8 protein-coding genes (1 of these 8 running past the window's edge) are annotated in these 23,865 nt (G+C 74.5%); all 8 read left to right on the top strand.

Annotation, left to right across the window (positions count from 1 at the left end; genetic code table 11):
- Tightly spaced (each overlapping or abutting the next), the 8 genes in view from ACZ3I4_RS06945 to ACZ3I4_RS06910 form a layout consistent with a single transcriptional unit that may run on beyond the window.
- A protein-coding gene (locus tag ACZ3I4_RS06945) for an amino acid adenylation domain-containing protein (protein ID WP_465380926.1) crosses the window boundary here: on the top strand, window positions 1-5,286 show its 3' portion. The gene continues 9,351 nt to the left of window position 1, outside the view; only the last 5,286 of its 14,637 coding nucleotides appear in the window; the start codon falls outside the window, past its left edge; its stop codon occupies window positions 5,284-5,286.
- Window positions 5,283-16,925, top strand: a complete 11,643-nt coding sequence (locus ACZ3I4_RS06940; RefSeq protein WP_465380925.1) for an amino acid adenylation domain-containing protein — start codon at window positions 5,283-5,285, stop codon at window positions 16,923-16,925. Before ACZ3I4_RS06945 ends, ACZ3I4_RS06940 begins: the two co-directional genes overlap by 4 nt.
- Window positions 16,922-18,565, top strand: a complete 1,644-nt coding sequence (locus ACZ3I4_RS06935) for an ABC transporter ATP-binding protein (RefSeq protein WP_465380924.1) — start codon at window positions 16,922-16,924, stop codon at window positions 18,563-18,565. The genes ACZ3I4_RS06940 and ACZ3I4_RS06935 overlap by 4 nt, the downstream gene beginning before the upstream one ends.
- On the top strand, window positions 18,558-20,255 hold the full coding sequence (locus ACZ3I4_RS06930; RefSeq protein ID WP_465380923.1) for an ABC transporter ATP-binding protein: 1,698 nt from the start codon (window positions 18,558-18,560) through the stop codon (window positions 20,253-20,255). The genes ACZ3I4_RS06935 and ACZ3I4_RS06930 overlap by 8 nt, the downstream gene beginning before the upstream one ends.
- Window positions 20,255-21,043 carry an alpha/beta fold hydrolase gene (locus ACZ3I4_RS06925; protein ID WP_465380922.1) on the top strand — a complete coding sequence of 263 codons (789 nt, stop codon included), beginning with the start codon at window positions 20,255-20,257 and terminating at the stop codon, window positions 21,041-21,043. The genes ACZ3I4_RS06930 and ACZ3I4_RS06925 overlap by 1 nt, the downstream gene beginning before the upstream one ends.
- Window positions 21,040-21,822, top strand: a complete 783-nt coding sequence (locus ACZ3I4_RS06920; protein WP_465380921.1) for a siderophore-interacting protein — start codon at window positions 21,040-21,042, stop codon at window positions 21,820-21,822. The genes ACZ3I4_RS06925 and ACZ3I4_RS06920 overlap by 4 nt, the downstream gene beginning before the upstream one ends.
- On the top strand, window positions 21,815-23,149 hold the full coding sequence (locus ACZ3I4_RS06915) for a cation:proton antiporter (protein ID WP_465380920.1): 1,335 nt from the start codon (window positions 21,815-21,817) through the stop codon (window positions 23,147-23,149). The genes ACZ3I4_RS06920 and ACZ3I4_RS06915 overlap by 8 nt, the downstream gene beginning before the upstream one ends.
- Window positions 23,146-23,865: a 2,3-dihydro-2,3-dihydroxybenzoate dehydrogenase gene (locus ACZ3I4_RS06910; protein ID WP_465380919.1), complete on the top strand. Its 720-nt coding sequence runs from the start codon at window positions 23,146-23,148 to the stop codon at window positions 23,863-23,865. The genes ACZ3I4_RS06915 and ACZ3I4_RS06910 overlap by 4 nt, the downstream gene beginning before the upstream one ends.

Raw genomic sequence — 23,865 nt, 5'->3', positions numbered from 1 at the left:
GCGATGATCGCGCTGGGCGGCGAGGCGGCCGACCCGCAGATCTGGTCGGCGCTGCGGGCGAGCGGCACCCAGGGCCTCAACCTGTACGGGCCGACCGAGTGCACGGTCGACACCCTGATCGCGTGGGTCGGCGACAGCGGCACCCCGCTCGTCGGCCGACCGATCGGCCACACCCGGGCGTACGTGCTCGACGGCTGGCTGCGGCCGGTGCGAGCGGGCGTGCCGGGGGAGCTTTATCTGGCGGGCGCCCAGCTGGGCCGGGGCTACAAGGACCGGGCAGCGCTCACGTCGGCCCGCTTCGTCGCCGACCCGTTCGCCGCGGGCGAGCGGATGTACCGCACCGGCGACGTCGTGCGCTGGACGGCCGAAGGGCTCCTGGAGTTCGTGGGGCGCGCCGACGACCAGGTGAAGATCCGGGGCTTCCGGGTCGAGCCGGGCGAGGTCGCGGCCAAGCTGGCCGAGCACCCGGACGTACGGCAGGCCGTTGTCCTCGCGCACGAGGGGCGCCTGGTCGCGTACGTGGTGGCCGGGGAAACCGCCGGGCTGCGCGAGTGGGCCGCCGAACGCCTGCCCGGCCACCTCGTCCCGGCCGTGGTCATCGCGGTCGACGCCATCCCCACCACGGTCGCGGGCAAGGCCGACCGGCGTGCGCTGCCCGCACCCGACTTCAGCGAGCTGACCGGCGGTGACGCGCCCCGCACCCCGGCCGAGGAGATTCTGGCCGGACTGTTCGCCGAGGTACTCGGGCTGCCGGAGGTCGGGCGGTCGGACGACTTCTTCGCGCTGGGCGGGCACTCGCTGACCGTCACCGCCCTCGCCGCCCGCGTCCGCGCGGTGTTCGGGGCGCCCCTGGCCGTCCGGACGGTGTTCGACGCGCCCACGGTGGCCGCGCTGGCGCCGCATCTCGAAGCGCGGCCGGCCGGCGAGCCCGCGCTTTCCGCGCGGGAACGTCCGGGCACGCTTCCCGTCTCGCCCGCCCAGCACCGGCTCTGGCTGCACCACCAGCTCAACGGCCCCGGCCCCACCTACAACGTGGCGTTCGCGCTGCGCCTGACCGGCCCCCTCGACGTGCCCGCCCTGCACGCCGCCCTCAACGACGTGCTCGACCGCCACGAGAGCCTGCGCACTGTCTTCCCGACGGTCGACGGGCGGCCGGCCCAGAAGATCCTCGATCGCGTACGCCCCGAGTGGCACGAGCTCGACGCCACCGAGGAGGGCCTGACCGCGGCGTCCCGGCACGCGTTCGCGATCGAGAGCGAGCTGCTGATCCGCCCGCACCTGGCCCGCACCGGAACCGACGAGCACGTCCTGCTGCTGCTCCTGCACCACATCGTCACCGACGAGTGGTCGGAGGGCCGCCTGCTGGCCGACCTCGGCACCGCCTACGAGGCCCGCAGCCGCGGCTCGGCCCCCGGCTGGGAGCCCCTGCCCGTCCAGTACGCGGACTACGCCCTGTGGCAGCGCGAACTGCTCGACGCCAAGCAGGACGGCCAGCTGGCGTACTGGAAAACGGCTCTGGAAGGCGCCCCGGCCGAGCTGGCCCTGCCCACCGACCGGCCCCGGCCCCCGGCGGCCAGTCACGCCGGAGGCATCGTCGGTTTCGAGGTGAGCCCGGCCAGCCACCGACGGCTGCGCGAGCTGGCCCGCCGCACCGGCACCACGCCGTTCATGGTGCTGCAGGCCGCGCTGGCCGCGCTGCTGAGCCGGCTCGGCGCGGGCGACGACATCCCGCTCGGCAGCCCGGTCGCCGGTCGCCCCGACGCGCGACTGGACCAGCTCGCCGGGTTCTTCGTCAACACGCTCGTGCTGCGGGCCGACGTCAGCGGCGACCCCACGTTCGCCGACCTGCTCGGCCGCCTCCGCGCCACCGACCTGGCCGCGTTCAGCCACGCCGACGTGCCGTTCGACCGGCTCGTCGAGGCCGTCAACCCGGAACGGTCGCTGGGCCGCAACCCGCTGTTCCAGGTGATGGTCGCCTTCCAGCACGTGCCGTCCGAGCACCCCGGGCTGCCCGGCCTGACGAGCGAGCCGCTGCCGATCGACACCGGCGTGGCCCAGTTCGACCTGGGCGTGGTCGTCACCGAACAGGACGGCGTGGACGGGCTGCGCGGCGTCGTCGAATACGCGGCCGACCTCTTCGACCGCGACACCGCCGCCACGCTGGCCGAGCGACTGGTCCGCGTCCTGGCCGACGCGGTCGCCGCCCCGCAGCGCCGGGTGTCCGAGCTGGACATCCTGTCCGCGGCGGAGAAAGCGGACCTCGAAACCGGCTGGCAGGGCGTCAGCGAGCCGCGCGAGCCGGGCACGCTTCCGGAGCTGTTCGCCGCCCAGCTCGCCCGCACCCCGCAGGCCGACGCGATCGAGGACGGCGGACGCACTCTCACGTACGCGGAACTCGATCGCCTCACGAACCGGCTGGCCCGAACCCTGCAAGCCCGGGGCGCCGGCCCGGACCGCATCGTCATGGTGCTGTTGCCCCGGTCGGCCGGCCTGTTCGTGGCCGAGCTGGCCGTGGCCAAGGCCGGGGCCGCCTATCTGCCGGTGGACCCGGCCTATCCGGCCGAGCGCATCGCCGCCCTGGCCGAGGACGCCACCCCGATCCTGGCCATCGCGCACGAGCCCACGGCCGGGGTGCCGATCGTGCGTCCCGAGGAGCTCGACGACGACCCGTCGCCGCTCGGCCTCCGGATCCACCCCGCCAACGCGGCGTACGTCATCTACACGTCGGGCTCGACCGGCCGGCCCAAGGGCGTCGTCGTGCCGCACTCCGGTCTGGGCGACCTGGCCGACACGTTCGCCGAAACCTGGCGGGTGGGCCCGGGGGACCGCATCGCGCAGTTCGCCTCGCCCAGCTTCGACGTGACGGTGGCCGAGATGGCGGTGTCGCTGCTGCGCGGCGCGACCCTGGTGATCGTGCCCGAGGAGCAGCGGCTCGGCGACGGTTTCGCGGAGTTCCTGCGCGAGCGGCGCATCACCCACTTCGCGCTGCCGCCCGCGGCCCTGTCGGCGGTGCCGTCGATTCCCGAGGGCGTCACCGTCGTGGTCGGCGCCGACCGGCTGCCGCCCGAGCTGGTCGCGCGCTGGGCCGCCACGCACCGCATGCTCAACGCGTACGGGCCGACCGAGGCCACCGTCAACTCGACCTACTGGGAGTGCGCGGCCGGGAAGCCGGTGCTGATCGGACGGCCGGACCGCAACAAGAGCGCGTACGTGCTCGACGCCCGTCTGCGTCCGGTGCCGCCCGGTGTTCCCGGCGAGCTGTACCTGGCCGGTGCGGGTCTGGCCCGCGGCTATCTGGGCCGTCCGGCGCTGACCGCCGAGCGTTTCCTGGCCGACCCGTTCGGCCCGGCCGGCACCACCATGTACCGCACCGGCGACCTCGTACGCCGCGTCCGCGACGGGCAGATCGAGTTCCTGGGCCGCGCCGACGACCAGATCAAGATCCGTGGCTTCCGCATCGAGCCGGGGGAGATCGCCGCCGTCCTGGCCGGGCAGCCCGGCGTACGCCAAGCGACCGTGATCGCCCGCGAGGGACGCCTGATCGGCTACGTCGAGGGTGACGCCGACGGCGCTGCCCTCAAGGCCGCGGCCGCCCGGACACTGCCCGCCTACCTGGTGCCCGCGGCCGTCGTGGTGATGGACGCGCTGCCCCGCAACGCGAGCGGCAAGGTGGACCGGGCCGCGCTGCCCGAGCCGGTCGTCGAGCGTACGGCCGAACGCCCCGCCACCCCCGGGCAGGAACTGCTGGCCACCCTCGTCGCCGAAGTGCTCGGCCTGGACGAGGTCGGCGCCGACGAGGGTTTCTTCGCGCTCGGCGGCGACAGCATCGTGGCCCTGCAACTGGTGTCCCGGGCCCGCGCGGCCGGTCTGCAACTGTCGGCCCGCCAGGTCTTCGAGCACCAGACCGTGGCCGCCCTGGCCGAGGTGGCCGGGACCGCGCCCACCCGGACGGAGCCCGCGGGCGCCGCGATCGGACCGGTTCCGATCACCCCGATCGTGGCCTGGCTGCGGTCTCTGGGCGCGCCGATCGACACCTTCAACCAGTCCCTGCTCGTACGCGTCCCCGCCGGCCTCACCCGCGAGGCGCTCACCGGCGCGCTGCGGGCCGTGCTCGACCACCACGACGCCCTGCGCGCCCGCTGGACCCCCGACGGCCTCGTCATCCCGCCCAAGGGCACCGTCGCCCCCGCCGTCCGCGAGTCCGACGGCGACCTCCGCGAGGAGCATCAGGCCGCCGTACGCCGTCTCGACCCGGCCCGGGGCGTGATGCTGCAAGCGGTCTGGTTCCCGGCGCGGCGCGAACTGCTGCTGGTCGGTCACCACCTGGTCGTCGACGGCGTCTCGTGGCGCATCATCGTGGGCGACCTGGCCGCGACCACCCGGGGCGGCGCCCTCGCCCCGGTCGGGACTTCGCTGCGCGGCTGGGCGACCAGCCTGACCGCCGTGGACCGTACGGGCGAGATCCCGTACTGGGAAACGGTTGTGAACGCCCCGGCCGCACCGATCGGAAGCCGGCCGGTCGACCGGGAACGCGACACCGTGGCCGGGATCCGGCAGCACACCCTGCGGCTCGAGGCCGAGCGGACCCGGCCGTTGCTCACCACGGTTCCCGAGGCGTTCCACGCGGGCGTGCAGGACGTGCTGCTGGCCGGGCTGGTCCTGGCGCTGCGCGAGTGGCGGCCGGCGACCCGCGACCACGGCGTCCTGCTGCGGCTGGAGGGCCACGGGCGTGAGGAACACCTGGTGCCGGGGGCCGACCTGACCCGCACGGCCGGCTGGTTCACGACCGAATATCCCGTACGGCTGACCGGCTCCGACGACGCCGCGACCACGCTCAAACTCGTCAAGGAGCAGCTGCGGGCCGTGCCGGACAACGGAATCGGCTACGGGCTGGTGCGCGGGTCGCTGAGCCGGACCCCCGAACCGGAGATCCTGTTCAACTATCTGGGCCGGATGGCCGCCGACTCGGGCGACTGGGTGGCCGCACCGGGCAACGACACGCTCGGCCACGGGCTCGACCCGGCGTTCCCGGCCGGGCCGGCCCTCGACATCAACGCCGCCACCGCCGACCGGCCCACCGGCCCCGAACTGGACATCCAGCTGTCCTACGTGGACGGCGTCCTGACCGCGGCCGACGTCGCGACGCTCGGCGACCGGTGGCTCGCGGCGCTGGACCGGCTCCGCGAGGCCGCGTCCGGCGGCGGCGGGCACACCCCATCCGACCTCCTGGTCACCCTCAGCCAGGACGAGATCGACGACTTCGAGGACGACTGGAGGCTTTCGTGACCAGCCCGGGCGGACTGCAGGACATCCTGCCCCTGTCGCCGTTGCAGGAAGGCCTGTACTTCCTGTCCGCGTACGCCGGGGACTCGGACGTCTACGTCGTCCAGCAGGTGCTCACGCTCGACGGCGACCTCGACACCGACCGGCTGCGGGCCGCCGCGCAGGCCGTCCTCGACCGGCACGCCAACCTGCGCGCCGCTTTCCGGCCGCGCAAGGCGGGCCAGCCCGTGCAGCTGATCCCGTCGTCGCTTCCGGCCTCATTCGAGGTGGCCGAGGCGCCGGCGTCGGAGGCTTCCGCGCACGCCGCGGCCGAGCTGCGCCGCCCGTTCGACCTGGCCCGCCCGCCGCTGCTGCGGTGGAAGCTGCTGCGCCACGGACCCCGGCAGCACCGGCTGATCCTGACCGCCCACCACATCCTGCTCGACGGCTGGTCGGCGCCGCTGATCGTGCGGGACCTGCTCACCTTCTATGCGGGCGGGGAGCCGCCGCGGTCGCGGCCCTACAAGGACTACCTGGCCTGGGTGGCCCGGCAGGACAGCGAGGCCGCGCTGCTCGCCTGGCAGTCGTACCTCGGCGGCCTCGAGGACGCGACCCTGATCGGCCGCGGACCGGCGCTGCTGGGATCGGCCGCCCTGACCGCGACGATCGACGCCTCCGCAATCGCCGCGGCCGCCCGCCGTCTCGGCCTGACCCTCAACACGGTCGTGCAGGGCGCGCTCGCCCTGGTGCTGGCCGAGATGACCGGCCGCGACGACCTCGTCTTCGGCGCCACCGTGTCCGGCCGCCCCGCCGCGCTGCCCGGCGTCGACGAGATGATCGGCCTGTTCATCAACACCCTTCCCGTACGCGTACGACCCCGGCCCACCGACACGTGGAAGACCTTGCTGACCCGCGTGCAGCAGGACCAGGCCGCCCTGCTCGACCACCAGCACATAGGGCTGGCCACGATCCAGCGGCAGGCCGGAGTGGGCCCGCTGTTCGACACGCTGCTCGTGTTCGAGAGCTACCCGCTCGACAGCGAAGGCCTGCGCGCGCTGGAGGACGCGGCCGGGCTGCGCCTGGCCGAGGTCACCGGCGACGACGCCACCCACTACCCGCTGACCGTGACCGTCGTACCCGGCGACTCCCTCGTGCTCGGCGTGGAATACCGGCCCGACGCGCTGCCCGCCCCCGTGGCCGCGCACGTGCTCGACCGCCTGGCCGCCCTGCTGCGCTCCTTCGCGGCCGATCCGGCGGGGCGGCTCGCGGCCCTCCGCCCGGCCGCGCTGCCGCCCGCGTCCTCGACCGTGCTGCCCGTACCGCCCGGGCTGCTGCTCGACGAGTTCGACGCCACCGTGGCCCGCATGCCGTCCGCGGTCGCCCTGCGGTTCGGGGCGGTTTCTCTCACGTACGCGGAACTGGCCGCTCGCGTGGACCGTCTGGCTTCGGTCCTGACTGCGCACGGTGCTGGCCCGGAGCAGGTGGTGGCCGTGCTGCTGCCGCGGGGCGTGGACTCCGTGGTGGCGTGGTTGGCGGCGCTGCGGTCGGGTGGCATCTATCTGCCGATCGACGTGGACTATCCGCGGGAGCGCGTCGAGTATCTGCTCTCGGACGCCGCACCGGCTGTTGTGGTGACGCCGGATTTGCTCGACGCCGTTGGTGGCTCGTTCGACGGTCTCCCCGGCGTGGGTGACGTCTCGGCGCGGGTCGGCGGGGACCGACCGGTCGAGGACAGCCCATCCCCGCGAGGTGCCGCTGGTGCCGACGAAGCCGCCCGGCCGTCATCGGGATCGGCCTCGGAAATGGCCGGAAAGTTGGCACATGAGGGCCTGTGGACAACCCCGGACGAGGCCTCGGCGCGGGGTAGCGTCACCGCCCTGCCCTTGGGTGGGCGGGGGAGGCGGTGGCACCCCGGCGATCTTGCAGCCCGCAACGGCGCTTATCTGATCTACACGTCGGGGTCGACCGGGCGGCCCAAGGGCGTTGTGGTCGAGCACCGCAGCCTGGCCAATCTGTTCCACCACCACCGTGAGCGGCTGATCGTGCCGGTGTCGGGTGGGCGGCGGGTCCGGGTGGCTCTGTCGGCGTCGCTGTCGTTCGACACGTCGTGGGAGGGGCTGCTCTGGCTGGTTGCCGGGCATGAGCTGCACCTGCTCGACGACGAGACCCGCAGGGATGCCGAGCTGTTCGTGGCCTACGTCCGCGAGCACGGGATCGACGCCCTCGATGTCACGCCGTCACTGGGGCAGGAGCTCGTCAACGCGGGCCTCCTCGGAAACGAAGGCGGCGACAGCGGCGACAAAGGCAACAGCGGCGACAAAGGCAACAGCGCCGACGAAGGCAGCAACAGCGGTGACAAAGGCAGCAACAGCGGCACCATCCACGCCCCGGCGCTGATCCTTCTGGGCGGCGAAGCGGCGGGATCGGCGTTGTGGACGGCGATCCGCGAGGCGCCGGCCACCCAGGGAATCAACCTCTACGGCCCGACCGAGTGCACGGTCGACACGCTGATGGCCTGGGTGGCCGACAGCGAAACCCCGATCGTCGGACGCCCGATCGGCAACACCCACGCCTACGTCCTCGACGGCTGGCTGCGCCCGGTCCCGGAGGGCGTCGCGGGCGAGCTCTACCTGTCGGGCGACCAGCTCGGCCGCGGCTACAAGGACCGGGCGGCGCTCACCGCGACCCGGTTCGTGGCCGACCCGTTCCGGCCGGGCCGTCGCATGTACCGCACCGGCGACGTGGTGCGGTGGACGGCCGAAGGGCAGCTCGACTTCGTGGGCCGCGCCGACGACCAGGTCAAGATCCGGGGCTTCCGGGTCGAGCCGGGTGAGGTCGCGGCCAAGCTGAGCGAGCACCCGGACGTCCGGCAAGCGGTGGTTGTGCCCAGAGACGGGCGCCTGGTGGCGTACGTGGTCGGCGAGACCGGCACGCTGCGGGAGTGGGCGGCCGAGCGCCTGCCCGACCACCTGGTTCCGGCCGCGGTCGTCGGGCTCGACCGGATCCCGGTCACGGTCGCGGGCAAGGTCGACAAGCGGGCCCTGCCGGCGCCCGACTTCGGGGCGCTCACCGGAGCCGAAGCGCCCCGCACGCGGAGCGAGGAGATCCTGGCCAACCTGTTCGCCGAGGTGCTCGGGCTCCCGGCCGTCGGTGTCGAGGACAGCTTCTTCACGCTCGGCGGCGACAGCATCGTGTCGCTGCAGCTGGTGGCCCGGGCCCGGACGGCCGGCCTGGCCGTCACGCCGCGGCAGATCTTCGAGCTCCGTACGGTCGCCGCGCTGGCCGCCGTGGCGGGATCGGCCGAGCCGGTGCGGAAGCCGACCACCGAGGCGACCGGCCCGGTGCCGCTGACGCCGGCCCTGGCCTGGCTGCGCGACCACGGCCCGGCCGCGAACTACACCCAGTCGATGACCGTGCGCGCCCCGGCCGGGCTGACCGCGGAGCGGCTCGAGAAGCTGGTCGGGACCCTGCGGGAGCGCCACGACCTGCTGCGCGCCACCTGGTCGCCCGAGCAGGGTCTGGTGGTGACCGGCGCGGACGGCGGACTGCTGACCACGACCTGGGAGGGCGACGAGGTCGCCTTCGTCATCCACCACAGCGTCGTCGACGGCGTGTCCTGGCGGATTCTGCTCGACGACCTGGCTACCGCCTGGGCCGGTAAGCCGCTGCCGCCCGTCGGCACCTCGTTCCGCGAGTGGGCCCGGGCGCTGCCGACGACGAGAACCGACGAACTCCCGTACTGGCTGGACGTTCTCGACACCGATGAGCCGCCGCTGGGGGCCCGCCCGGTCGACCCGGCCCGCGACACGGTGGCCACCGCCCGCACCGTCACCGTCGAACTGGACGCGGAACAGACCGCCCCGCTGATCGGCGCGCTGCCCGAGGCGTTCCACACCGGCGTGGCCGAGATTCTGCTGACCGGCCTGGCCTCCGCGGTCACCGCGCGTACGGGCCGCGACAGCGTGCTGATCGAGCTGGAGGGGCACGGCCGCGAGGACCACCTCGTTCCGGACGCCGACGTCTCGCGCACGGTCGGCTGGTTCACCACCGAGTTCCCCGTACGCCTGACCCCGGCCGGCGGCGTCAAGGCGGTCAAGGAGCAGCTGCGGGCGGTGCCGGGCAACGGATCCGGCTTCGGCGTGCTGCGGCACCTCAACCCGGAGGGCCGGGCCGCGCTGCAGGGCCGGCCCGAGCCGCAGATCGTCGTCAACTATCTGGGCCGGTTCACTAGCGGCGGCGACGAGCCGGAGCCGTGGACGCCGATCGGTGGTCTCGGGGGCAGCGCCGACCCCGGGATGCCGCTGACCCGGGCACTCGAGATCAACGCCTCGGTCCTCGACGGGCGACTGTCCGCCACGCTCACCTATCCCGCGGAGGTCCTCACCGAGCAAGAGGTCCGCGCGCTCGCCGACGACTGGTTCGCGGCCCTGCGCGCCCTGCCCGCCGAGGGTGGTCACACCCCGTCCGACCTCCTGCTGCCCGGCCTCACCCAGTCCGAGATCGACATCCTGGAACAGCGGCCCGGCGGCCTCGAGGACGTCTGGCCGCTCTCCCCGCTCCAGGAGGGCCTGCTCTTCCTGGCCGCCGTGTCCGACACCGTCGACCCGTACGTCGTCCAGCAGGTCCTCGACCTGGACGGCGCCCTCGACCCGGCCCGTCTGCGCGCGGCCGGTCAGGCCCTGCTCGACCGCCACCCGTCGCTGCGGGCCGGGTTCGTTCCCGGCCCCGGCGGCGCCCACCGGCAGGTCGTCGCGGCCACCGCCGAGTTGCCCTGGGCCGAGCTGGACCTGGCCGGCGAGGCGGCGTTCGAGGAGTTCGCCGCGGCCGACCGGGCTCGCCCGTTCGACCTGGCCGCGCCGCCGCTGCTGCGGCTCACGCTGGTGCGCACCGGCGACGACCGGCACCGGCTCGTGCTGACCAACCACCACATCCTGCTCGACGGCTGGTCCACCCCCTTGGCCGTACGGGAGCTGTTCGACCTCTACGCCGGCCGCGCCCTGCCCGCGCCCCGCCCGTACCGCGACTACCTGCGCTGGCTGGCCCGCGCCGACCGGGCCGCCGCCGTTGACGCATGGCGGGACGCCCTGGACGGCCTCGACCAGCCCACCCTGGTCGCGCCGGACGCCGGACCCGTGCTCGACGCGCGGCCCGGCCAGATCGAGCGCGAGCTGCCGCGCGAGGTCACCGAACGGCTCACCGCGCTGGCCCGGGAACGCCAGGTCACCCTGAACACCGTGGTGCAGGCGGCCTGGGCCGTCCTGCTCGTGCAGCTCACCGGCCGCACCGACGTCGTCTTCGGCACCACCGTGAGCGGCCGCCCGGCTCAGGTGCCCGGCGTCGAAGACATGATCGGCTTCTTCATCAACACCCTGCCCGTACGGGCGCGGCTCGAACCCGGCCTCAGCTGGAACGCGCTGCTCGACCGGCTGCGCGACGCCCAGGCCGCCCTGCTCGAGCACCAGCACCTGCCGCTGACCGACGTGCAGCGCCTGGCCGGGATCGGCGAGCTGTTTGACACGCTGACCATCTTCGAGAGCTACCCGCTCGACGCCGACGGCCTGCACGCGTCGACCGGCGACGGCGGCCTGCACCTCACCGACGTGACCGGCGACGACGCGCCGCACTACCCGCTCACCCTGGCGGTCGCGCCGGGCGAGCGACTGCGGCTCGGGCTGGCCTACCGCTCCGACGTGTTCACCGACGCCGCCGCGGCGGAGATCCTCGACGGGTACGGCGCGCTGCTGGCCGAGCTGGCGGCCGGACCGGGCACCCCGATCGGCCGGGCCGCGAGCCACGTCCGGCCGGCCCCGGGCACCGCCCACGCCGTGCCCGCGACGACGCTGCCGAAGTTGTTCGCCGAGGCGGTCCGGGCCCGTCCCGGGGACACCGCGCTCGTCTTCGAGGGCGAAAGCCTCACGTACGCCGAGCTGGACGCGCGCGTCGCGGCCCTGGCCGGGTGGCTGCGGCAGCAGGGCGCGGGACCGGAGACGGTCGTGGCGGTCGCGCTGCCCCGCGGTCTCGACCTGGTCGTCGCGCTGCACGCCGTCCACCGTGCGGGCGCGGCCTACCTGCCGATCGACCCGTCGCATCCGCGCGAGCGCAACGGCTTCCTGCGGGCCGACTCGGGCGCGACGCTGACGATCGACGCGACGACCGTACGGGAAACCGGTCCGCCGGCCGAAGCGCCGGAGCTGCCCGGGGACGCCGCCGCGTACGTCATCTACACCTCGGGGTCGACCGGCCGGCCCAAGGGCGCCACCGTCTCGCACCGGTCGATCGTCAATCGTCTCCTGTGGATGCGGGACGCCTACGGCCTGCAACCGGGCGAGCGGGTTCTGCAGAAAACCCCGGCCGGGTTCGACGTGTCGGTCTGGGAGTTCTTCTGGCCGCTGCTGACCGGCGCGACGCTCGTCGTGGCCCGCCCCGACGGCCACCGCGACCCGGCCTACCTGTCGGCTCTGATCGTGGCCGAGCGGGTCACCACCGTGCACTTCGTGCCGTCGATGCTGCGCGCCTTCCTGGCCGACCCGTCGGCCGCCTCCACAGCGGCGGTGCTGCGACGGGTGATCTGCAGCGGCGAGGCGCTGCCCGGCGACCTCGCCCGGACCTTCGGCCGGGTGCTGCCGGAGGTGGAGCTGCACAACCTGTACGGCCCGACCGAGGCCGCCGTCGACGTCACGCACCACCGCGCCGACGTCACCGCGGACGGCCCGGTGCCGATCGGCCGCCCGGTCTGGAACACCGAGGTCCACGTGCTCGACCCGTGGCTGCGCCCGGTGCCCGCGGGCGTCGTCGGCGAGCTCTACCTGGGCGGCGTCCAGCTCGCCCGCGGCTATCTCGGACGGCCCGGCCTGACCGCGCAGCGGTTCGTGGCCCACGCGAACGGCGAACGCCTCTACCGCACCGGCGACCTCGCCCGCTTCACCCTGGAGGGCCTGCTCGAGTACGCGGGACGGACCGACGACCAGGTGAAGATCCGCGGGCAGCGCGTCGAGCCCGGCGAGATCGAGGCCGCCCTGACCGCGTTGCCCGGCATCACCGCCGCGGCCGTGGTCGCTCGCGACGACGGCCCGTCCCGCCGTCTGGTCGCCTATGTGACCGGCGGTCCGGACGCCCCGGACGACCTGGCCGCCGCGCTGGCCCGGACGCTGCCCGGCCACCTCGTGCCGGCCGCGTTCGTGCAACTGCCCGAGCTGCCGCTCAGCCCCAACGGCAAGCTCGACCGCAAGCGCCTGCCCGCCCCCGACTTCGCCGCGCGGACCGGCGGCGACGCCCCGCGCACCCCGGCCGAAGAGGTCTTCGCCGGTCTCGTCGCCGCCGTGCTCGGCCTGGAACGGGTCGGCGTGCGGGACGGCTTCTTCGCGCTCGGCGGCGACAGCATCCTCGCGCTGCAGCTCACCGCCCGGGCGCGGGCCGCGGGCTGGCGGCTTTCGGCGCGCGACGTGTTCGACCGCCCGACCGTCGAGGGGATGGCCGCCGTGGCCACGCCCGCCGCGGCCGCGGCCACCCCCGGGGACGGCTGGGGTGACCTGCCCGCGACCGCGTTCATGCGCGGCGTGGACGCGGCCGACCCGGCGCTGAGCCAGTCGATGGTGATCCCCGTGCCGGACGAGCTGCCCCGCCGGTTGCAGGCGCTGCTCGACCGGCACGACATGCTGCGCGCCCGCTGGACCGGCGACGGCCTGCACGTCCCGCCCCCGGGCTCGGTGCGGGCCGCGGACGTCATCGGCGGCCGTCTCGACCCGATCGCCGGTCGCATGGTCGCCGCCGAGGTCGACGGCGACCGGCTGCGCCTGACGATCCACCACCTCGCCGTCGACGCCGTGTCCTGGCCGATCCTGCTCGGGGACCTGGCCGCCGACGGTCCGTTGCCCGCCGTGGGCACCTCGTTCCGGGCCTGGGCCCGCGCGCTCGACGGCCTCGATCGCGGCGCCGAACAGCCCTACTGGGACAGCGTCGTGCACGGCCCGGCCTACCTGGACGACCTCGTGCCCGACCCGGAGCGGGACACGTTGGGCACGTTGCGGCAGATCGCGGTGCGGGTGCCGGCCGACCGGCTCACCACGGCCGTCCGGGCCAACCCGCAGGACGTGCTGCTCACCGGCCTCGCCCTGGCCGTGGGCGGCGACGTGCTGGTCGAGCTGGAAGGGCACGGCCGCGAGGAACAGCTGCTGGCGGGGGCCGACCTGTCCCGCACGGTCGGCTGGTTCACCACCTCCCACCCCGTACGGCTGTCGGCGCCGGACATGAACCCGGTGGACGCGCTCAAACACGTCAAGGAGCTGCTGCGCGCGGCCCCGGACGGCGGGATCGGCTATGGGCTGCTCCGGCGGGACGACCCGCGACCGCCGATCCTGTTCAACTACCTCGGCCGTACGGGCGAGGGGGAACTGCTCGGCGACGCGGGCGACGACCGGCCCGCGCGGCACGTGGTCAGCGTCGAAGCCACGGTGTCCGGCGACGAGCTGGTGCTGTCGGTGGCGTACGCGGGAAGGCTCGTGACCCTAGAAACGGTGCGAACGCTGCTCGGCGCGTGGACCGCCGCCCTCGAGACCCTGCACGCCCACGCCGACCGGGGCGGGCTCACCCCCTCGGACGTGCTGGCCGCCGTGGACCAGCCCGCGCTCGACGACCTGGAACGCCGCTACCCGGGCCTGACCGACGTGCTGCCGCTGACTCCGCTGCAGGAAGGCCTGTTCTATCTGCACACGCTGGACGGGGCGGGCGACGTCTACACCGTGCAGCAGCAGCTCGACCTCGACGGCGAGCTCGACGCCACCCGAATGGAACGTGCGGCCATGACGCTGCTCGACCGGAATCCCAACCTCCGCGCCGTCTTCACCACCACGTCGGCCGGTACGCCGGTGCAGGTCGTCCCGGCCGCGGTGCCCGTGCCGTTCCGGGTCGAGCGGGTGAACAGCCGGGCCGGCGCGGACCGGCTGGCCGACGAGGAGCGCGTGCGGCCGTTCGACCTGGAGAGTGCGCCGCTGTTGCGGTTCCTGCTGCTGCGCCTGGGCGACGACCGGCACCGGCTGGTGCTCACCCAGCACCACCTGCTCGTGGACGGCTGGTCGGGACCCCTCGTGGCGCGCGAGCTGCTCAATGCGTACGCGGGAATGCTGCCGGCCCCGGCCCGCCCCTACCGCGACTTCCTGGCCTGGCTGGGCAACGCCGACACGGCCGCCGCCACCGAGGCCTGGCGGGCCGCGCTGGACGGCCTGGCCGAACCGACCCTGGTCGCGCCGGGCGTCACCGGACGGGCCGCGCATCTGCCCGGCGAGGTGACCGCGCAACTGCCGCCGGCCGCCGCCGATCTGGCCCGCTCGCTCGGTGTCACACCCAACACGCTGGTGCAGGCTCTGTGGGCGGTGCTCCTGGGCCGGCTCACCGGGCGTGACGACGTGGTCTTCGGGGCCACGGTGAGTGGACGGCCGCCCGAGCTGACCGGGTCCGGCGAGACGATCGGCCTGTTCATCAACACCCTTCCCGTACGCGTACGGCTGCGGCCCGGCGAGAGCTGGGCGGCGTTCCTGGCCCGGCTGCAGCAGGAGCAGGCGGCTCTGCTCGCCCACCAGCACCTCGGTCTGGCCCCGATCCAGCGCCTGGCCGGGGCGGGCGAACTGTTCGACACGCTGCTGGTGTTCGAGAGCTACCCGGTCGACGCCGACCGGCTCGACGACAGCCAGCGGGCGGCCGGGCTCAAACTGGCCGGGGTCTCCGGGCGCGACGCCACCCACTATCCGCTCACGCTCGTCGCCGCCGACGACGACGGGCTGCACCTGGCCCTCGAATACCGGCCCGACGTGTTCGACGGGCCGACCGCCCGGCTGCTGCTCGACCGGCTCGTCACGCTGGCGGCCACGGTCGCCGCGGACCCGTCGGAGGCCGTGGACCGGGCCGACGGGCTCACCGCGGACGAACGGCGGACCGTGCTGGTGGACTGGAACGCCGGATCGCTCCCGGTCACCCCGGCCACGCTGCCGGAGCTGGTGCGCTCGTGGGCCCGCTCCACCCCGGAGGCGACCGCGCTGGTGGTCGGGGGCCGGCGGTGGACGTACGGGGAACTGGTCGCCGAAGCCGAGGACCTGTCGCGGACCCTGGCCGCGCTCGGGGCCGGGCCGGGCGAGATCGTCGCGCTGCTGCTGCCGCGCGGCGAACACATCGTCCCGGCCATTCTCGGCGCGATGGGGTCGGGGGCGGCCTATCTGCCCATCGACCCCGCCTACCCGGCGGCCCGGATCGCCGGCATCCTGGACGACGCCCGGCCCATCGTCACCCTGGCCGTCGCCTCCACCGCCGACCTGGTGCCCGCCGGAAGCCCACGGCTCCTGCTCGACGGGCCGCGGCCGGACATGCGCAAAGAGCCCAAGCCGATTACCCCCGACCATCCCGCGTACGTCATCTACACCTCCGGATCGACCGGGCGGCCCAAGGGCGTGCTCGTGCCGCATCGGACCGTGGTGAACCTGCTGGCCAGCCACACCGACCGCATCCTCGGGCCGGCGTCGGAACGGCTCGGCCGGCCGCTGCGGGTCGCCCACAACTGGTCGTTCGCGTTCGACGCCTCCTGGCAGCCGCTGCTCGCCCTGCTCGGCGGGCACGAGCTGCACCTGGTGACCGACGAGCCGCAGCACGACCCGGCCCTGCTGGCGGCCCTGCTGCGCGACAACGGGATCGACGTCGTCGAGGTCGCCCCCTCGCACCTCGACCAGCTGCTGGCGGCCGGGTTCGACGCGGCCGGGCTGGCCGTGCTCGGCGTCGGCGGCGAGGCCGTCCCCGACGCGCTGTGGGCCGCGATGGCCGCGCTGCCGGACACCGAGTCGTACAACTTCTACGGCCCCACCGAATGCACGGTCGACGCGGTCGTGCAGCGGGTCAAGGAGGTGCCGCGGGCGCTGATCGGGCGGCCGGTGGCCAACCTGACCCTGTACGTGCTCGATTCGCGTCTGCGGCCCGTGCCGCCGGGCGTGGCCGGGGAGCTCTACATCGGCGGGGCGCAGCTGGCGCTCGGCTACCTCAACCGGGCCGGGCTCACCGCCACCCGTTTCGTGGCCGACCCGTTCGGTTCCACGCCCGGCGCCCGGATGTACCGCACCGGCGACGTGGCCCGGTGGACGCCGGACGGGCGGATCGACTACCTCGGGCGCTCGGACGACCAGGTCAAGATCCGCGGGCACCGGGTCGAGCCGGGCGAGGTCGCCGCCGTGCTGGGCGAGCATCCCTCGATCGCGCGGGTCGCGGTGATCGCCGACGGCGGGCGGCTGGTCGTCTACGTGGTCGGCGCGGTCACCCCGGCCGAGCTGCGCGCCTGGGCGGGGGAGCGGCTGCCGTCCTATCTGGTGCCGGCCGCCGTCGTCCCGCTCGACGCGCTGCCGCTCACGGTCAACGGCAAGCTCGACCGCGCCCGCCTGCCCAGGCCGTCGTACGCGGTCACCGGGCGCGGGCCCTCCGGAGCGGCCGAACAGCGGCTGGCCGGGCTGTTCGCGACGGTTCTCGGGCTGGACGCGGTCGGGGCCGAGGACAGCTTCTTCGACCTCGGCGGGGACAGCATCTCGGCCATGCGGCTGGTCAGCCTGGCCCGATCCTCCGGGGTGCCGCTCGCGCTGCGCGACCTGATCACCCGCGGCACCGTGGCCGCGCTCGCCCGAGGGGAGCAGTCATGAGGCCCGCCGACTTGTTGCGCTGGGCCGTGCGCGATTCCGGCCGCGGGCTGGTCGCCTCCGGTGTGGGCGGGCTCGGCTATCAGGCCGGCCTCATCCTGCTGCCCTGGTGCCTGGGCCGCGCGCTCGACGAGGGCATCACCACCGGCGACACCGGCGCGCTGCTCGTCTGGGCCGGCGCGACCCTGGCCGTCTCCGTCGCGCTGACCGGGGCCGAGTTCGCGATGCGGTGGTGGGCGACCCTGGCCGGCGTCCGGACCGGCAACCGGCTGCTGCTGCGGATCGCCGAGCGGGTGCTGGGCTGGGACGCGGCCACCGCGCACCGGTTCGGCTCGGGCGACCTGGTCACCCGCGGCACCCGCGACACCGAGCAGGTCACCATCTGGATCTCGACCGTGCCCTCGCTGGTCAGCGGGGTTCTCGGCTTCCTCGCGGTGCTCGTCGTGGTGGGCACGCTCGACCCGGTCCTGGCCGTCGTCGGGCTGAGCACGGTGCCGCTGCTGGTGGCGGTCAACCTCTGGTATCCGCGGCGCTACGAGAACGCCAACTCCGCGCTCTCGACCGCCCACGGCGCCCGGGCCGACGCCGTCGAGGACCTTCTTTCGGCCAGTACGGCCGTACGCGGGCTCGGCGGCGAAACGGTACTCGTCGAGCGGCACCACCGGGCCAGCGCCGTCGTCCGCGACCGCACTCTCGCCCTGGCCCGGGTGGCGGCCGGCTGGGCGGCCCACGCGCCGTTCGTGCCCTGGCTGGCCACCGCGATCGGCCTCGCCTTCGGCGGCCTGGCCGTGCTCGACGGGCGGTTCTCGGTCGGCGGCCTGGTCGCGTTCGCGAGCTGGATGGCGCTGCTCGGCCGCCAGGTCATGATGCTGACGTTCCGGTTCGGGCAGCTCGGCGACGCCTGGACCGCGGCCGGCCGGATCGGCGCGGTCCTGGATGCCGCGCCCGCCCTGACCGATCCGCCGGCGCCGGTCGTGCTGAGCGGGGGCGCGCTGGCCACGCAAGGTCTCACGGTCGAACGGGACGGGCGCGAACCGTTGCGCCTGCCCGATCTGACGGTCGAACCGGGCGAGTTCGTTGCGGTCGTCGGGCCGGTCGGCACGGGCAAGTCGACGCTGCTGCGCCTGCTGGCCCGCCTCGAGGACCCGGTGACCGGAACCGTCACGTACGGCGGGACCGGCCTGCCGGACGCGGCGATCGCCGACGTGCGCGACACCATCACGGTCGTCGGGCAGCGGCCCCTGCTGCTCAGCGGCACGATCGCCGGGAACCTGCGGCTCGGCCGGGCCGGGCTCACCGACGAGCAACTGCGCGACGCCTGCCGGACGGCCGGGATCCTCGACCACATCGAGTCGCTGCCCGACGGGTTCGGCACGCTCGTGGGAGAGCGCGGCAGCACCGTCTCGGGCGGCCAGCTGCAACGGCTGGCGCTGGCCCGGGGGCTGCTGCGCGGCGCCCGGGTGCTGCTGCTCGACGACGTCACCTCGGCCGTGGACGCCGTGACCGAGCAGCGCATCCTCGACGGCCTGCGCGAGCGCGACATCACTGTCGTCTTCGCCACCTCGCGCCCGGCCGTCGCCGAGCGCGCCGACCGGATCGTCGACCTCGGCGTCCACGAGGACCGGCTGGTGAGTCATGGCTGACGTCCAGTTGCTGACCGACGAGCCCGACCAGCGGCACGTGCTGCGCCGGGCCTGGCCGCACCTGCGTGAGCACCGCCGGGCGATGGCCGCCGCGGTCGCGGTCAACCTGCTGGCCACGCTGTCGCTCACGCTCGTGCCGGTGGTCATCGGCCGCGCCGTCGACGAGCTTCTGGCCGGCGACCGGACCGGCCTGCTCGTCGCCGCGGGCGTCGTGCTCGGCCTGGTCATCGCCCGGACCGTGCTGCTGCGCTGGTCGGAGCTGCTGCTGACCCGGGTCGGCGAGAAGGTCGTGCACAGCCTGCGCGACCTGGTCGTCGAGCGGCTCGGCCGCACGTCGCTGCGGTTCCTGGAGGCCCACCGCGGCGGCGACCTGCTGCAGCGGGCCACCGTCGAGATCGCCGAGCTGGCCACGTTCGTCCGCAGCCAGCTCCCCGACCTGATCTCGCTCAGCGGCTACCTGCTGTTCAGCGTGATCGTGCTGCTGTCCTCGTCGTGGGAACTGTTCGGGCTGCTGGTGCTGGTGTTCGCGCCGCCCATGTGGTGGCTCGGGCGACGCTTCCGGCGGGCGGCGCAGCAGGCCTACCCGGCCGAGGCGGCCGCCCAGGCCGCGCTGACCGCCACCTTCGCCGAGAGCCTGCTGGCCCGCGAGCAGCTGCAGATCGACGCGGCCACCGGCGGCTGGCTCGACCGGCTGCGCGCCGACGCCGACGCCTATCTGGGCCGGGCCCGGGCCGCGCAGCGCGGCGCCAACTGGATCGACGCCACGTGGATCGTGCAGGGACTGACCTCGGCGGCCCTGCTCGTGGCGGGCGGTCTCCTGGCGGCCGAGGACGTGGTCACCGTCGGCGTGGTCGTGACCTTCGTGCTGGCCAGCCGCGACCTGTTCAGCTCGGTCGACGACTTCACGCTGGTCGCCGGGGAGATGCTCGAATCCCGGGCGGGCCTGGCCCGCCTGCTCGACCTGCTCGACGTGACCCGCCCCGCGGCCGCGGCGCCGGTCTCCCCGGCCGCTCCGGCCGCCCCGCACCGGGGACTGACCGTCGAGGACGTCACCTACAGCTACCGGCCCGGCGAACCGGTGCTGCACGGCATCACGGCCGCCTTCGCGCCGGGCGAGCACGCCGGGATCGTGGGCGAGACCGGCTCGGGCAAGACCACCCTGGCCAAGCTGCTCTGCGGGCTCTACCGGCCGGACAGCGGCGTCGTCCGGCTCGGCGGCGACGACGTGAGCGCCCTCGACGCGGGCGAACTGCGGCGCCGGGTCGTGCTCATCCCGCAGCAGGTGCACATGATCGCCGGAACGCTGGCCGACAACCTGGGCCTGGCCCCGGGTCACCCGGGACGCGACGACTTCGCCCGGGCGGCCGCGAGTCTCGGGCTCACCGCCTGGGTCGACGCCCTGCCCGACGGGTTCGACACCCCTCTGGGCCGCCGCGGCGAACGGTTCTCGGCCGGGGAACGGCAGCTCGCCGGGCTCATCCGGGCCGCCCTGACCGACCCCGAGGTGCTGATCCTCGACGAGGCCACCGCCGACCTCGACCCGGGCACCGCCCACCGCATCGAACAGGCCCTGGCCCGCCTCCGGGCCGGCCGCACGGTGCTGGTCATCGCCCACCGGCCGTCCACCATCGACCGCCTTCCCCGGATCGTGCGGCTGCACCACGGCCGGCTCACCCAGGAGGACCACTGATGCCCTTCCACAACGGCCTCTCCTACCAGGAGTCCGGCACCGGTCCCGGAGTTCTCCTGCTGGCCGGCACCGGCGCCCACGGCCGCACCTGGCAGTTGCATCAGGTGCCGGCCCTGGTCGCCGCCGGCTACCGGGTGGTCACCTTCGACACCCGCGGGCTGGCCCCGAGCGACGTGCCGCCGGTGGTCACCATGCCGGACCTGGTGGCCGACGCGGCCGGCCTGATCGAGCACCTGGGCCTGGGCCCGTGCCGGGTGGCCGGCTCGTCGATGGGCGCGCGGGTCGCCGCCGAGCTGTGCCTGCAGCGCCCCGAGCTGGTCGACCGGGTCGCGCTGATGGCCACCTTCGACCGGCCGGGCGCGTTCCTCAACGCCATGTCGCTCGGCGAACGCGCGGCCGGGCCCGATCTGCCGGCCGAATACCGGGCCGTGGTGCGGGCCGCGTTCAACCTGTCGCCGCGCACCCTGGCCGACGACCAGCACGCGCAGGACTGGCTCGACGTCTTCCAGATGCCGCTGCCCGGCGGCGGCCCGCGGGGCGGCACGAGCCGGCTCGAGGCCGGACAGGACGAGGACCGGCTCAAGGCGTACGGGGAAATCGCCGTGCCCTGTCTGGTGATCAGCTTCGCCGACGACCTGATCGCGCCACCGCCCGGCGGGCGCCGCATCGCCGGGGCGGTGCCGGGCGCCCGCTACACCGAGATTCCCGACGCCGGGCACTACGGCTACCTCGAGCAGCCCGGACCCGTGAACGCCGCGCTCATCGCATTCTTCAAGGAGAACCCATGAAAAAGGTCGAGCTCGTCTGGCACGACCTCACCCCCCGCCTGCTCGAGGTGCGGCGCACGATCCGGCTCACCCCGAACATGGTCCGCGTCACGCTCGGCGGGGAGGATCTCGACGGCTTCCGCTACGGCGCGCCGGACGACCACGTGAAGGTCTTCTTCCCCGAGCCGGGGGCCGAACTGCCGGTCATGCCGACGCTCGGCGAGGACGGCCTGGAACCGCCGCCGCCCGGCTCGCCGCTGCCCATCTTCCGCGACTACACGATCCGGTTCCTGCGGCCCGGGCAGCGCGAGCTCGACATCGACTTCGTGCTGCACGAGCACGGTCCGGGCGGCAGCTGGGCCGCGGCCGCCCGGCCGGGGGACCGGGTCGGCATCCTCGGCCCGCGCGGCTCCAACCTGGTGCCGTACGAGTTCGACTGGTATCTGCTCGGCGCCGACGAGACGGCCCTGCCCGCGCTGGCCGCCTGGCTGGAGCAGCTGCCCACCGGCGCCCCGGTGCACGCGTACGCCGAGGTCGCCGGGGCGGCCGAGGAGCAGCCGCTGGCCCGCGAGGTCCGCTGGCTGCACCGCGACCGCGGCGAGTCGCTGCCGGGCGCCCTGAGCGCGGTCGAGCTGCCGCCGGGCGACGGCTACGTCTGGGTCGCGGGCGAGGCGACCGGGCTCAAGCCGATCCGCCGCCACATCCGGGCGGCCGGCCACAACCGGGACTGGGCCGAGATCGACGGCTACTGGAAGCGCGGCACGGTCAACCTGGACCATCACGAGGACGACGATGAGTAGCCCGCTCCCCGCGCTGGAGCCGCACACCCTGCTCGTCTTCCTGCTGCAAGTGTCGCTGCTCCTGCTGGTCGCGCTCGCGCTGGGTCGGCTGGCCGTCCGGCTCGGCCTGCCCGCGCTCGTCGGTGAACTGCTCACCGGCGTCCTGCTCGGCCCGTCCCTGCTGGGCACGCTGACGCCGGGCGCGCTGACGTGGGTGCTGCCGGCCGACGCCGGGCAGCTGCACCTGCTCGACGCCGTCGGGCAGCTCGGGGTCCTGCTGCTGGTCGGCGTCACCGGCGTCCAGCTCGACGCGGCCATGCTGCGCAAGCGCGGGGCCACCGGCGTACGGGTGAGCCTCGCGGGTCTGATCCTGCCGTTGGGTCTGGGCATCGCGGCCGGTTTCCTCGTGCCCGCGTCGCTGCTGACCGAGGGCACCGAACGCGGCACGTTCGCGCTGTTCCTGGGTGTGGCCATGTGCGTCACGGCCATCCCGGTCATCGCCAAGACGCTGTCCGACATGGGCCTGCTGCACCGCGACATCGGCCAGCTCACCCTGGCCGCGGGCATGGTCGACGACGCCGTCGGCTGGTTCCTGCTCTCGGTCGTGTCGGCCGCGGCGACCACGGGCGTACGGGCCGGGGCCGTCGGGCTGTCGCTGGCCTATCTGATCGGCTTCCTGGTCGCGGCGCTCGTGGCCGGCCGCCCGCTCGTCCGGTGGGCGCTCGACCGGGGCGGCCGGGCCGCCGACGGTGGTCCCCGGGTCACCACGTCGGTCGTCATCATCCTGCTCGGGGCGGCCGCGACCCACGCGATGGGCATGGAGGCGCTGTTCGGCGCGTTCGTGGCGGGCATCCTGATCGGCCAGGCCCGGGCGGCCGAGCCACCCGACCCGCGGCCCGGCCGGGGCATCTGGCCCGACCTCGCCCCGCTGCGGACCGTCGTGCTGTCGGTGCTGGCGCCGCTCTTCCTGGCCACCGCGGGCCTGCGGATGGACCTGACCGCGCTGGCCGACCCGAAAGTGCTGCTGGCCGCGGTCGCCCTGCTGCTGGTGGCCGTGGTCGGCAAGTTCGCCGGGGCCTACCTCGGGGCGCGGTCCGGCCGGTTGTCGCACTGGGAGGGCATCGCGCTCGGCGCCGGCATGAACGCCCGCGGAGTGGTCGAGGTCGTGGTGGCCACCACCGGGCTGCGCCTGGGCGTGCTGTCCATCGCCACGTACACGGTCATCGTGCTGATCGCGGTGATCACCTCGGTGATGGGACCGCCGATCCTGCGCTGGTCGATGTCCCGGGTCCAGCCCAACGAGGCCGAGATAGAACGCGAACGGATTCTGACGGGAGCTTCTACATGAGCGGCGTCGCACTGGTCACCGGGGCCGCGCAAGGCATCGGCCGGGCCGTAGCCGACGGGTTCGCCAAGCTGGGCCTGCAAGTGGCGGCCGTCGACCGCACGGAGCTGCCCGGCGGCTACACCGCCGACGTGTCCTCGGCGTCGCAGGTCGACGCGCTCGTCGCCCAGATCGAGAAGGACCTCGGACCGATCACCGTGCTGGCCAACGTGGCCGGGATCCTGCGCACCGGACCGGTCACCGGACTGTCCGACGAGGACTGGCGGGAAACGTTCGCGGTCAACACCGACGGCGTCTTCCACACGAGCCGCGCGGTCGCTCGGCGGATGGTCGACCGGCGCGCCGGCGTCATCGTCACGGTCTCGTCCAACGCGGCCGGCGTCCCACGCTCGGGGATGGCCGCGTACGCCGCCTCCAAGGCCGCCGCCACGGCCTTCACCAAATGCCTCGGGCTCGAACTGGCGCCGTACGGGATCCGCTGCAACGTGGTCGCCCCCGGCTCGACCGACACCCCGATGCAGCGGTCGCTGTGGACGACCGGCGGCCCGGACGCGGTGATCGCGGGGGATCTGGCCAGCTATCGCACCGGCATCCCGCTGGGCCGCATCGCCGAGCCCGAGGACGTCGCCGACGCCGTCCTGTTCCTGGCCTCCGACCGGGCCCGGCACATCACCATGCACGACCTGTACGTCGACGGCGGCGCGACGCTCCGGGCTTGA

The organism is Actinoplanes sp. NPDC021490 (assembly GCF_055562135.1).
This window is presented reverse-complemented; position numbering and strand designations above follow the sequence as displayed.